This window comes from Brevibacillus sp. BD137, assembly GCF_041644655.1.
Taxonomy (GTDB): domain Bacteria; phylum Bacillota; class Bacilli; order Brevibacillales; family Brevibacillaceae; genus Brevibacillus; species Brevibacillus brevis_D.
Map to the genome: position 1 here is coordinate 438928 of NZ_JAOTNO010000004.1, position 13322 is coordinate 452249.

13 protein-coding genes and 1 other annotated feature are annotated in these 13322 nt (G+C 49.0%); all 13 genes read left to right on the forward strand.

Features of this window, described 5'->3' with window-relative positions; all coding sequences use genetic code 11:
- Positions 1–309: 309 nt before the first annotated feature.
- Positions 310–1218, forward strand: a complete 909-nt coding sequence (locus ODZ53_RS12060) for an NUDIX hydrolase (RefSeq protein ID WP_372677262.1) — start codon at positions 310–312, stop codon at positions 1216–1218.
- 24 nt (positions 1219–1242) lie between these two features.
- On the forward strand, positions 1243–2103 hold the full coding sequence (locus tag ODZ53_RS12065; protein WP_372677264.1) for a TIGR02452 family protein: 861 nt from the start codon (positions 1243–1245) through the stop codon (positions 2101–2103).
- Positions 2100–2813, forward strand: coding sequence for a nicotinamide riboside transporter PnuC (gene pnuC, locus ODZ53_RS12070; RefSeq protein ID WP_012685253.1), 714 nt, complete (start codon positions 2100–2102; stop codon positions 2811–2813). Before ODZ53_RS12065 ends, pnuC begins: the two co-directional genes overlap by 4 nt.
- The gene (gene nadR, locus ODZ53_RS12075; protein WP_372677266.1) at positions 2801–3859 is read left to right on the forward strand and encodes a multifunctional transcriptional regulator/nicotinamide-nucleotide adenylyltransferase/ribosylnicotinamide kinase NadR; all 1059 of its coding nucleotides are present in this window, start codon (positions 2801–2803) and stop codon (positions 3857–3859) included. Before pnuC ends, nadR begins: the two co-directional genes overlap by 13 nt.
- Before the next feature lie 41 nt (positions 3860–3900).
- Complete coding sequence (locus tag ODZ53_RS12080) at positions 3901–4488, forward strand: DUF1802 family protein (protein WP_372677268.1); 588 nt, start codon at positions 3901–3903, stop codon at positions 4486–4488.
- A 32-nt stretch (positions 4489–4520) separates the two neighbouring features.
- On the forward strand, positions 4521–5501 hold the full coding sequence (locus ODZ53_RS12085; RefSeq protein ID WP_372677270.1) for a quinone oxidoreductase family protein: 981 nt from the start codon (positions 4521–4523) through the stop codon (positions 5499–5501).
- Between the two features lie 67 nt (positions 5502–5568).
- Positions 5569–6048 carry a GNAT family N-acetyltransferase gene (locus ODZ53_RS12090; protein WP_372677272.1) on the forward strand — a complete coding sequence of 160 codons (480 nt, stop codon included), beginning with the start codon at positions 5569–5571 and terminating at the stop codon, positions 6046–6048.
- Positions 6049–6278: 230 nt separating this feature from the next.
- Positions 6279–6716 carry an RrF2 family transcriptional regulator gene (locus tag ODZ53_RS12095; protein ID WP_016741060.1) on the forward strand — a complete coding sequence of 146 codons (438 nt, stop codon included), beginning with the start codon at positions 6279–6281 and terminating at the stop codon, positions 6714–6716.
- A gap of 62 nt (positions 6717–6778) precedes the next feature.
- Positions 6779–7165 (forward strand): IDEAL domain-containing protein, encoded by a 387-nt coding sequence (locus tag ODZ53_RS12100; RefSeq protein WP_064201213.1) that lies wholly within the window; start codon positions 6779–6781, stop codon positions 7163–7165.
- Positions 7166–7194: 29 nt separating this feature from the next.
- On the forward strand, positions 7195–7758 hold the full coding sequence (locus ODZ53_RS12105) for a thioredoxin family protein (protein WP_372677275.1): 564 nt from the start codon (positions 7195–7197) through the stop codon (positions 7756–7758).
- 32 nt (positions 7759–7790) lie between these two features.
- Positions 7791–8996, forward strand: a complete 1206-nt coding sequence (locus tag ODZ53_RS12110; RefSeq protein WP_012685261.1) for an MFS transporter — start codon at positions 7791–7793, stop codon at positions 8994–8996.
- 55 nt (positions 8997–9051) lie between these two features.
- Positions 9052–9310, forward strand: a binding site (T-box leader).
- A gap of 69 nt (positions 9311–9379) precedes the next feature.
- Positions 9380–12460: an isoleucine--tRNA ligase gene (gene ileS, locus ODZ53_RS12115; protein ID WP_372677420.1), complete on the forward strand. Its 3081-nt coding sequence runs from the start codon at positions 9380–9382 to the stop codon at positions 12458–12460.
- A 225-nt stretch (positions 12461–12685) separates the two neighbouring features.
- Positions 12686–13255 (forward strand): TetR/AcrR family transcriptional regulator, encoded by a 570-nt coding sequence (locus tag ODZ53_RS12120; RefSeq protein ID WP_372677277.1) that lies wholly within the window; start codon positions 12686–12688, stop codon positions 13253–13255.
- Positions 13256–13322: the final 67 nt, after the last annotated feature.

Here is a 13322-nt window from a genome sequence, read left to right on the forward strand (position 1 = left end):
AAGACTGTCCGCTTCGTAATAAATGGCAGGAGCGCTTCAAACGTAGAAGTTTCAATGAGGTATTCCATAAGTGAAGCTGAAAACCCCCGCCATTTATTACTACGCTAGGGCGGGCTCCAGAGGCGCTTGGACTGGAAATGCGCTTCTTCTACGCGGCTGTTTTCAACAAATAAACCCCTTACTTGAAAGTGGCGATTTTTTGTTGACACCAAAAACAGGAAAGAGTAATATGATACCAACAACTTGATAATAACATTTTGTTAATAACAAAAAGACAACAACAAATCAGCAGCAAAAAGAGGCGATTGGATGAAAGATAAACCTTCTGTCAATAAACAAGGTCAAACCGAACAGGAGTACTTGGAAGCTTATGATGTCAGCCAATTCGAGCGACCGTCTGTGACAGTCGATATGCTGGTATTCACCGTGATGGATGAGCTAGAGGAGAATTACCGTAAGCTCTCGCCCAAGTCGTTGAAAATATTGCTGGTGAAGCGTGGTGAGCATCCGTATATCGGCCAATGGGCGTTGCCAGGTGGGTTTGTTACACCTGGGGAGAGTCTGGAGGAGGCGGCCAGACGCGAGCTGCGTACGGAAACAAACGTAGACGACATTTACTTGGAGCAGCTCTACACCTGGGGCGATGCGGGCAGAGATCCACGGACATGGGTTATTAGCACGTCGTACATGGCCTTGGTAGACAGCTCGTCTTTACAGCTGCAGGCAGGGGATGATGCAGAGGAAGCGGAGTGGTACCGCATCGAGGACAGGTGGCTAAAAGAAACGAAGACGGCGACGATTGACGGCTCCATTACTGAAAAATGGCTGGAGCTGCGACTTGTACATGAGAGAGAGGAACTGTCTGCCACGATTAAAATTACCAAAACAGTAATGGGCCGCACTGTACGTGAGACCCGCGAAATTGTAGAGACGAAAAACCTTGCATTTGATCACGCCAAAATCATTCAATACGCACTGGAGCGATTGCGTAACAAGATTGAATACACAGATATCGCCTTTGCCTTAATGCCGGAGCTGTTTACCCTAAGCGATCTACAACAGGTGTACGAAGTGATTTTGGGACGTGAGCTGTTGGCAGCGGCGTTTCGCAGGAAGGTAGCCGACAAAGTGGTGGAAACGAATCAATATCGAAAACATGCCGGGCACCGCCCATCCAAGTTTTTCCGCTTTAACCCGGAATGGATGGATCAGACGTAGCCCCGTACCAGGGAGGAAATCACAATGAATCAGGGACACAATCGAAGCGTACGCGTACGAATCGCGCAAGAGACGCTGCAAATCATAGAGCAGGGCTACTACGTAAACAAAGCGGGAGAAAAGAAGAGCATAACGGAGGATCTCGTTGCTGCCATCAGCCAGTCGGTCTTGTATCGTCCAAATGATTTGGCTACAGATACAGTACAACTGCCATCACATCAAACAACAGCTGCACAACTGCGTGCCAAGATCGAGGTCACCTCGGAATCCAGCCTGGATGCAGCCAAGCGCCTTATCGTTTCTGAAAAACGAGCAGATGCCGTATGCTTGAATTTTGCTTCCGCCAAAAATCCGGGCGGAGGATTCCTAGGGGGAAGTCAGGCGCAGGAAGAGAGCTTGGCGCGTTCCTCTGGTCTGTATCCTTGCATCGTGCAAATGCAGGAAATGTACACCTACCATCGCCAGTTGAAAACCTGCTTTTATTCCGACTACATGATTTATTCACCGCGGGTCCCCGTGCTCCGCGATCAAAGCGATCAGCTTTTGCCTGATCCATACCTCTTGTCTTTCGTTACGGCGCCTGCTGTGAATGCGGGGGTTGTTCGTGAGCGAGAGCCTGAAAATATCGCAAAGATTGGTCCTGTCATGATGGAGCGCATCCGGAAAATTTTGCGGGCAGCAGCCATTCACAACCATCGGACGATCATTTTGGGGGCGTACGGCTGCGGAGTATTCCGCAACAAAGCGGAGGACGTAGCAGATTACTTTGCGACTGTTTTGATCGAGGAACAGTATGCACAGCTTTTTGATCACATCGTTTTTGCCGTCTACGACAATTCTGCGCGCCAGGACAACCTGCGAGCGTTCAAGGAGAGATTCGCATGAATGCGAAAAGCACCGGCTTTTTAGCAGACTGGAATTGGTTTGAAAAAATTTGGCTCATCTCGTTTACACTCGTTACCCTCTACTTGTATTTCGCGCTAGATGATACATTCATCGGCTTGATCGCCTCCTTGACAGGGATGCTGAGTGTCGTGCTCGTCGCCAAAGGAAAGACGTGGAGTTACTACCCGGGCATCATCAATGTGGTTTTGTACGCGTTCGTCGCCTATGGGCAAAAGTACTATGGCGAAGTCATGCTGAATCTTCTCTATTTTTTGCCGATGCAATTCATAGGACTCTACCTGTGGCGCAAAAACCGCGTGTCCGAAGTCAAACAAAATGACGTCAAAATTGCGATTTTGTCCAACCGAGCACGCATCTGGTGGACGATCTTGAGCATCATCGCAACCATTGCCTACGGGTTTGTATTGAAGCAAATGGGCGGGGCTTTGCCTTTTGTTGATTCCTTGACGGCTGTTCTCTCCGTCATCGCGATGCTTTTCATGGTGAAGCGCTTGGTCGAGCAATGGGTGGTCTGGATCATTATTGATTTGTTCACGATCTACATGTGGCTGGCAGCGTTTTTGAAGGACGGAAGCGATATCTCGATGCTGGTCATGTGGTCCGCTTATTTGGTGAATGCTGTCTACGGCTTGATGAACTGGGTAAAACAGTATCGCAAGCAAAGGGAGGAGCAAACATGGGGAGCGTAGGCTTCATTGGCGGCAAATTTTTGCCACTTCATCAAGGACATGTATACGCGATTACACAGGCAGCCTGCCGCTGCGACGAGCTGTACGTCGTTCTCTCGCACAGCCCGACTCGCGACCGAAAGCTGTGTGAGGAGGCAGGAATCAAGCCCATTCCCTATGAAGTACGGTTGAGATGGCTGTCCACGCTGGTTAAGGACATGGAAAATGTCCGTGTGCTTGCAGTTGAGGATCTTGCGGATAGCGACGATAGCTACGATTGGGAGGCGGGAGCAGCGGACATTATGCGCAAGATCGGGAAAAAAATTGATCTGGTTTTTAGCTCAGAGTCCGCCTATGATCCGATTTTTCGCCGTTTATACCCGGAGGCAGCACACATCATTCTCGATGAATCGCGCAGCCAAGTACCGATCTCTGCTACCCAGATTCGCAACGAAGGGGTCTTCGCTCATTGGCAGCACATCCCGGCTATTGTTCAGCCCTATTTCGTCAAAAAGGTAGTCGTGGTAGGAACAGAGAGCTGCGGGAAATCGACCCTGACCCGATATCTTGCGAAAATCTACAACACCGTGTTTGTCGAGGAGTATGGGCGCACAATCTGCGAAGAAGTCGGGGGCTGCGATACGATTTTGACACCGGAGTATTTCCCGCACATCGCGTATGGTCACAAAATGGAAGAATACAAAGCGCTCCAGAAAGCCAACAAGCTCTTGTTTATCGATACCGAAGCGATTGTCACCCAGTTTTACTCTGAACTGTACACCGGGCAAACCTTCCCTGTTCTTGACCAGATTGCCAAAGAGCAAGCGTATGATTTGTGGCTATTGATGGAGCCAGATGTCGCATGGGTAGATGATGGACTGCGTGTGCACGGAGAAGAGCAAGTGCGCCTGCACAATCACGAAAAGCTGCGTCAGATGCTGGATGAGCGGGGAATTACGTACGTGACATTGCGAGGAAATTATGCAGAGAGACTGCAAGGAGCTATGCAGCATGTCGATCAACTGTTGAAGACGACTTCTCAACGAGCTGAAATTGGGCTAGACTAAAGTCATCAAACGATTCTGACAGTAGAAGGGAGCCGTGCTGCATGCAGTTGATCGTACAGCCGCTATCCCCCCTTAGCTTGAAGGAATGGGCAGTCGCCGTTAAAGCGCTTGGAGAAGGTGAGCAGATCATCACGATCCGCAAGGGTGGGTTATACGAAGAAACACGAGAATTCCGCTTGGAAAACAATCAATTTTATTTGTATCCAACCTATGAGCACCAGAAGCGCGACATGGTAAAGGTAGACTACCAACACCTGTTAGATGCGACCCTCGAAGGCTGGACAATGGACAAGAAGACCGTGACGATCGAATATTTTGCTGAAGTAACCGACGATGTAGAACTGATGGACGAAGCCAAGCTGCGCGCGCTATCGCCCTTCCACATCTGGACGGATAACTTTGCAGATGTGCGCTTGCATTGGAAGAAAAAACAGCCGCTGCACATTTTGTTCGTGCGGATGTATCGATTAGAGCAGCCGGTAGAAATTCCGATGGACGCCGCTTATCAGGGCTGCAAATCTTGGCATGATCTATTGGTGGATATTCCGCGAGCTGCGTTTACCCCAGTGCTTTCCGACGAGGAGTTCGCAGCGAAAAGAGCTGCGATCATGACGATTCTGCAAAACTAACGTTCCATTTCAATCTTGTCTGGAGGGTTCTCATGAAAGCGATCTTGGTAACGGCATTAGGCGGGCCGGAGACGATGAAATATGCGGAAGTCGAGATGCCGATCATGTCACCTACGCAAGTCCTGATCCGCGTCGAGATGACCAGTGTCAATTTTGCCGATATCAAATCCAGGTATGGAAAAAAGGGAGCAGCCAAGCTGCCGTTTATCCCGGGACTCGATGCGACTGGCGTGATCGAACAGGTAGGGCCAGAGGTGCAAAGCCTGAAGGTGGGACAACGAGTCATTGCGTTTCCGGCCAACGGATCATACGCCGAGTATATCGTGGCGGAAGAGTGTTTGACTTTTGCACTGCCAGATCAAATCAGCACGGAAACAGCAGCCGCTTGCCCAGTCGTGTCATTTACTTCGTACCAGCTACTGGCGAAGGTTGCCCGCATTGCCAAAGGGGAAACCGTACTGATTCACGCTGCGGCAGGCGGAATTGGGACGACGGCAATTCAATTAGCAAAGCTGCTCGGAGCGGGTCGTGTCATTGGCACAGTCGGTAATGAAGCAAAGGCGGAAATTGCCTTGTCAGCTGGTGCCGACCATGTGATTTGCAATGATCGCGAAGATTTTGTGGAGAGTGTACGCGCGCTGACGGATGGTGCGGGAGCCGATGTCATTTTGGACTCGATTTCTGGAACGGTGAGCGAGCGTAGTCTCGAGTGCCTCGCTTGGTACGGCCGACTCGTCCATTTTGGCAATGCCAGCGGCGAAATCGGTCAGATCAAGACAATCGATTTGCACGCAAGCTGCCGTTCTGTATTAGGCTTCAGCTTTGGTACGACACGCAAGCTGCGTCCACACTTGTTACAGGATACTGCCAAGCAAGTTTTGGACTATTTGGCCAATGGACATCTTGACATCAAGATCGGCAAGCATTTTGCATTGGAAGAAGCAGCAAGTGCCCATGCGTGGGTAGAGAGTAGGGAGAGTACGGGAAAAGTACTGCTGGATGTGCGTTCGTAACGATGTAGAGCCCTTGCTGATTCAAAAGCGAGGGCTTATTTTCTATCATTTTGGAGAGGTGAATGCTATGCAGATAATTTCAACAAGTGAACTGGACAAAAACGTCATCACTGAATTTTTTATCAAACATTGGGGAAGTCCGCAAATGGTCATCTCCAGTGGCGTTTTCCAATGCGATGCGCTGGACGGCTACGCAGTAATGGGTGAAGAGGGTGCAATCAATGGATTTATTTCTTATGTGCTCGAAGATCAGGAATGTGAAATCATTTCCTTGGACAGTGTGATCGAAAACAAAGGAATCGGGACCGCCCTTCTCGATCAAGTAGAGCAGACCGCCAAAGAAAAAGGCTGCCACCGCATGAAGCTCGTCACCACCAACGATAACCTGCACGTCATGGGCTTTTACCAAAAAAGAGGCTATCAGTTTCACGAGATGTACATCCATGCTGTGGACAAGGCCCGGCAAATCAAACCAGAAATCCCCCTTATCGCAGACAATGGCATCCCAATCCGCGATGAAATCCTTTTTATTAAAAACCTTATTTAAAAAAGCCCCGCAGAAGTAATAGCTCCGAAAAGCGAAGGTACATGTTTGGAAGGAGACCGCCCAAACGAAGTGAGGAAAAAGGCGACTGGAAAACATGTGCCTTCGCTTCCCCCGACCACCACAGATTGAAAACCTCCGGTTTTAAAAAAGTTTGCCCCCACACAATTGTTGACATTCATAACTGTACGAATTATTATTACAGTACTCTTCGCAAGGAGGCCGTCTGTGACGTGAATAGTGAATTTACCATTGCTGTTCACAGCTTGGCTTTGTTGGCTCATATCCCAGAGCATATGGCAAGCAGTGAGCTCATCGCAAAAAATGTATGTACGAATCCAGCCAGAATTCGCAAAATCATGAGCATTCTGCGTAAGAACGGATTTGTGAAGACAAAAGAGGGAATTGGCGGCGGTTATATCCTCGCATGCGACCCGAATGAGGTCACCTTGGCCGAGATATATCGTTCGATCTCGAATGGTACGCTGAAGCCGCACTGGTGTTCGGGAGATCCGCAAGAAGCGTGTCAGGTTTCTGCGAATATGCACGGAGTTATGGATCAGATTTTTACCGAAGCAGAGATGTACTTTACAAAATATTTGGAACAAATCACGATCCAAACCGTATTAGATAAAGTCCGTCATGGATGTCAGGAGAGTTCGCAACAGTAACCTTACAAATTTTTAACATGGAAACTGTAATGATTTCCGTTACAATTGGGAGGTGCACCAGAATGAATCGAGATGAGTTATTGGAAGTCGGAGAATGGGTATTAGGTAAAACCAAATTCGGCGAGTTAATTCAAGGCTTCGTCGAAACAGATGATTCATTGCGAGGTACCGCGAAAGTATATGTGGTTCAATGCGACAACGAAGAGACGATCGGCAAGCTGGTGGTGATTCCGAGACAGTGGATGGATCGCATTCCAGTAGGCTCTTTTGATGATGAAGAGCATATGCATGATTTGATCGATCTCGCCCTCGCAACCAAAGATAGAGAGTGGTTTATGGACCTGACTGCCAAGGCAAGCACCATGAAACAGTCAGGGAAAGAAGCCCGCAAAACAAGAAGCTCTTCCATTCGCAATCGCTTGGGAACTTCTGCTATTTGGGAGCAATAATTTTTCACTATACAGGAGGAGTACGGAGTATGTCTGTCGTGAATCATAACAGTTGGTTTGAAAAAGGAATGAGCTTTACGGCGTACACAGAAAGCATGAACGTCAATAAAGAAGAGCTGACCCGCGTGTACGATCAGCTCACATTTACTGACGAGGATCTGGTTGTCTGGAAGGATCTCTCCCAGCGCAATTGGAAAGGGGTCGTCCTGACCGCAGACTGGTGTGGGGATGCTTCCTTATGTGTTCCTGTCATTCAGCGAATTGCCGAGGAAAGCAACATCGAATTGCGCTTTCTCATCCGTGACGAAAATCTCGAGCTGATGGATCAGTACTTGACCAATGGCACAGCACGTGCGATCCCGATCTTTATTTTCCTCGACCAGGATGGCTGCGAGGCAAGAGTTTGGGGACCTCGTTCTCCAGAAGTGCAGGAAATGATTACGACTGCCCGTGCTGGATTGCCGGCTGCTGACGCTCCTGATTTTGAGGAAAAGCAAAAGGAGCTGTACCGCAACTTTAAGCAACAGATTTCAACAGACCCTGCCATTTGGCGTACGGTGATTGAGAGTGTGAAAGCGAAGCTGCAAGGCTAAAAAGAAAAATCTACAAGGATAGGACTGGATAAATGAATATGAATGCACAAGAGAATAGTGAGCGACCGATTCTCTTCCTGATGATTAACATGTTTATCGCCATGCTGGGAATTGGCTTGATTATTCCGATTTTGCCCGAGTTTCTTAAAGAGTTCGGCGCGGGTGGGGAGACGGCTGGATACTTGGTGGCGGCTTTTGGTGTGACTCAATTTCTTTTTTCTCCGATTGCGGGGGAATGGTCAGATAAGTACGGTCGTAAAATCATGATTGTAATGGGACTCGTCCTGTTTACGATCTCCAACCTGGTTTTTGCCTTGGCTGAACAGACATGGGTGCTCTACCTTTCTCGTCTGATCGGCGGGATTGGGGCAGCAGCGATGATTCCATCCATGCTGGCGTATGTAGCGGACATTACGACCGAGGATAAACGCGGAAAAGGACTGGGGATGCTCGGGGCCGCCATGTCTCTCGGATTTGTTATCGGACCTGGTATTGGTGGATTTTTGGCAGAGCTTGGCTTGCGTATGCCGTTCTACATTTCCGCGGCAGTTGGTGCGGTAGCTACACTCGGTTCCATCTTCTTCTTGTCAGAATCTCTTCCGAAAGAGAAGCAGCTCGCGTCACGAAACGCCAAAGACAAACAGGAAAACATCTTCTTACAACTCGGCAAGTCGTTCCAATCGTCGTACTTCATCATGCTGGTACTGGTCTTTACGATGACGTTTGGCTTGGCGAACTTCGAAGTTATCTTCCCGCTGTTCGTCGATGCAAAGTTCGCTTATACTCCACGTGATATTTCCATCATTATCACAGTGGGAGCACTTGCTGGTACGATTGTGCAGGCAGCGCTGATCGGTAAGCTCATTACTCGTTTTGGCGAGAAAAAACTCATTAACGTGACGTTCTTCTTGTCTGCTGTTTCGATGGTGATGATGCTATTGTCGGGTAACTTCTGGTATATGCTGATTATGACGGTTCTCTTCTTTACCCTGACATCGATTATGCGTCCAGCAATCAACACGCTGATCTCCAAGCGTGCGGGGGATGAACAGGGCTTCGTAGCGGGGATGAACAATGCGTATATGAGTCTGGGGAATATTTTTGGCCCAGCAGTGGCAGGTACGTTGTACGGGGTGCATTTGAACGCACCGTATTTGTTCGGCGCGATTATCCTGGTTCTTAGCTTGTTCTTGTCGCAGGTGGAAAGCCGTCGCAGCGTGAAGCGCGTCGTGGCCTAACCCTTGACATTTTTTAGAAAACCGTGTAAAAAGTAAAGTAACAAAAATAACACCAACAAATTCATTGACGAGAAAGAGTAAGCTAATCCCCTTGTTCCCCAGAGAGTTGGCCCTGGTGCTGAAAGCCAACGTTCAAGACTTAGCCGAAAATCCTCTCCGAGAAGGAAAGCTGAAGCATTTGGAGTAAGCTGACCCGGAATCCCACCGTTACAAGGGACGCGTATGATGGTACGTAGTAGAGGTGCCGAAATGACATGCTTGCATGAAGATTTCGGAACAAGGGTGGTATCGCGAGATCAAATCTCGTCCCTTAGGGGGCGGGATTTTTTTGCGTTCTATGAACCTACACTTCTACGCAAACTACAGAAGAAGGAGTGTACATGATGAGGAAAGTAGACGTAAAAGAAAAAGCAAGGGCACGAGAGTTACGCGTTTTGGAACAGTGGAGGAAAGACGATACATTCCGCAAGTCGATGGACAATCGGCTGGGAAAGCCAAACTTCGTCTTTTATGAAGGTCCTCCGACCGCCAACGGACAGCCGCATATCGGTCACGTACTCGGACGGGTCATCAAGGATTTTATCGGACGCTACAAAACGATGTCCGGCTACCGAGTCGTCCGCAAAGCAGGCTGGGATACACATGGTCTTCCGGTTGAGCTTGGGGTGGAAAAGCGACTTGGCATTTCCGGCAAGCAGGAGATCGAAAACTACGGGGTGGCCAAGTTCGTTGAAGAGTGCAAAAACAGCGTATTCGAGTACGAAAAGCAATGGCGCGAGCTGACGGAAGGAATCGCCTATTGGACGGATATGGAACATCCATATGTGACGCTGACCAACGACTACATCGAAAGTGTCTGGCACATCCTTTCTGACATTCATAAAAAAGAACTGCTGTACAAAGGGCATCGTGTCAGTCCATATTGCCCGGATTGCCAGACGACGCTCAGCTCCCATGAAGTGGCGCAGGGCTATGAAGACGTGAAGGACTTGAGTGCGACGGTCAAATTCAAAAGCAAGACAAGCGATGACTACTTCCTCGCGTGGACGACGACACCATGGACACTTCCAGCCAACGTGGCTTTGGCTGTTAACAAAGAGCTCGATTACGTGCGGGTGAAGCACAAGAATGAAGTGTACGTCGTAGCAAAAAATCTCGCGGAGAAAGTCTTCAAGGAAGACTACGAGGTTTTGTCCACGCACAAAGGCGCAGAATTGGTCGGTACCCCGTATGAGCCGCCTTTTGGCTATATCAAGGTAAACCATGGGCATATCGTCGTCGATGCGGACTATGTCAGTGATACGAGCGGAACGGGTATCGTGCATACTGCGCCAGCGCATGGGGAGGATGACTATCGCACGACCCGTCAGCATGGACTTGATTTCGTGAACGTCGTGAATTTGGCTGGTCGCTATACTGATCAAATCTCAGATTTCGCAGGTCGGTTCGTGAAGGATTGCGACGTCGATATCGTCAAAGACTTGTCACATCGCGGTCTGCTGTTTTCCAAGGAACGCTACGAGCATAGCTATCCGTTCTGCTGGCGCTGCAAATCGCCCCTGCTCTACTACGCGATGGAGAGCTGGTTCATCAAGACGACAGCGATCAAGGATCAGCTGATCGAAAACAATAGCAAGATCGACTGGTATCCGGGCCACTTGCGCGAAGGGCGCTTCGGGAAATTCCTCGAAGAGCTTGTAGACTGGAATATTAGCCGCAATCGGTATTGGGGGACGCCGCTCAATCTATGGCTTTGTCAGGATTGTGGCAGTGAATATGCACCAGGCAGTGTAAAAGAGTTGCGTGAGAAATCTGTGGCACCAATCGACGAGAAGCTGGAGCTGCATAAGCCGTTTGTGGATGAGGTGAAGCTGCGCTGCTCTTGCGGTGGTACGATGGAGCGGACACCTGAGGTCATCGATGTGTGGTTCGATAGCGGTTCGATGCCGTTTGCTCAATACCATCATCCATTCGGAGACGAAAAGGTGTTCGAGGAGCAGTACCCAGCCGACATCATTTCGGAAGGAATCGATCAGACGCGGGGCTGGTTCTTCAGCTTGTTGGCAGTCTCTACCCTATATAACGGAAAAGCACCCTACAAGGCGGTCATCTCTACCGGTCACGTTTTGGATGAACACGGTCAGAAGATGTCTAAAAGCAAAGGAAACGGGATCGATCCGTGGGAGGTAATCGAGGAGTTCGGTGCAGATGCGTTCCGGTGGGCGCTTTTGTCTGACAGTGCGCCATGGAGCAGTAAGCGGTTCTCCAAGCGGATCGTCGCCGAGGCGAAGTACAAAGTGATCGATACGATCCATAACACGCATGCTTTTTATTCGTTATACGCCTTGATCGATGCATTCAAGTCAGAAGAGCATCCATCGCAACCACCTGTGAACGAGCTGGATCGTTGGATACTTTCCCGCTTGAATACCACCTTGCAGCACGTGGTAAAAGGTCTGGAAACCTACGATTTCATGAATCCGGCGGGGCATATCGAAGCGTTCGTCGACGAGTTGAGCAACTGGTACATCCGTCGTTCGCGGGATCGTTTCTGGAGCAGTGGGATGACGCCTGACAAAGTATCTGCTTACCAGACCCTGCGAGAAGTGTTGCTGACGCTGGCGAAGATGATCGCACCATACGCGCCGCTGATCGCAGAAGATTTGTATGGCAATCTGGGGGGAGAAGGCAGCGTTCATTTGACTGACTATCCGAAAGTGAACACAGAAGCAATCGACGAAACCCTTGAGCGGGACATGGAAACCGCTCGAAACATCGTGGAGCTGGCGCGAAATGTCCGCAACGAAACCGGACTCAAGACCAGACAGCCACTGTCCGAGCTGATCGTAACGATGGAGCAGCCATTTAACCTCGAGCGGTTTGCTGGAATTATCGAAGACGAGATCAATGTCAAAAACATTCGGGTAGAGCAAAGCGACAGCAGCTTTGTGACGTATCATTTCAAGCTCAACCTGAAGGTAGCCGGGAAAAAGTACGGCAAGCTCGTTGGGCCTATCCAAGGGTATCTAAAAGAATTGAACGTAGCCGATACACAGAAGGCAGTGGACAATGGCTACTTGAATGTGGAGGTCGCAGGCGAGAGTATGCTGATTACGCTAGATGAGCTGCTCGTGGAAAAGCAAGGGAAGCAAGGCTTTGCTTCTGCATCCGGCTATCAGCTCCATGTGGCACTGAATACGACACTCACAGAAGAGCTTGAGCAAGAAGGCTTGGTTCGTGAAGTCATCCGTGTCATTCAGGATGCACGCAAAAAGCTGGATTTGCCCATCGATAAACGTGTCCAGCTTACACTGGATGTAGACGATGAGCTACGAGCAGCATTGGAGCGTTTTGATCATGTTTTGCGTGAAAGTGTACTCGTTTCGGGTGTGACTTTTGCGAAAATAACAGATAGGGAGACCGTTTCGTTTAGAGATAAAACATTTGGCTTGCACATTGGGTAACGAAGCAGTTGGATAAAGAAACAGCTAGGGAACATGGTTACTACACCGGTTCTCTAGCTGTTTTGTAATAATGCTGGGTCAAACTAAACATCCTCATAATCGCCCGCAACCAAAAATCTCCAGCCAACAGGTAATCCAAGCAAGTGCTATTTGACACCCCAGCAATATGTATACTATAATTTCCTCCAGAATGAAAATTCATTCCGCACGAGAGGAGTCATGAACTTGTCTGAAACCAAGCGCGAATTAATCTTGGATGCAGCGCTCGATTTGTTTGTAGATCGCGGTTTTGATGGGACGACCGTTCCGATGATCTCCGAAAAGGCAGGGGTCGGTGCAGGTACCATCTATCGTTATTTCGAAAACAAAGAAGCGCTCGTCAATACGCTGTTTCAAGAATGTGTGTGGGAGCTGCTTGAGACAATCAATGATGGTTATCCTCGCACATCTGATGACTTACGCGAGCAATTTCGGCATATTGCGAATCAGGTGATTCGCTACGCCAAAAAGAATTTGAATGCCTTGCTGTTTCTGGATTCCCATACAAACGGTCACTACCTGGACGAAGCCAGCCGCGAAGCATACATGAAGCTGCGAACATTTTTATGCGAATTCATTGAACGGGGACAAAAAAATAAGGTTATCCGTCCATTGCCAGCGGATGCATTGATTGCGATTATGGACGGGGCATTCATCGCATTGAACAAGTGCATCAAGGCTGGCGAAATCGAAGAAACCCCGGAATTGCTTGCCGGTGTAGAGGAAGCTTGCTGGGATGCGATCAGAATTCATTAATTCTGATCCTTCTTTTGAACAAAACGGAATGAATATTCATTCCGGAATACTTTTCTATAAAGCAATA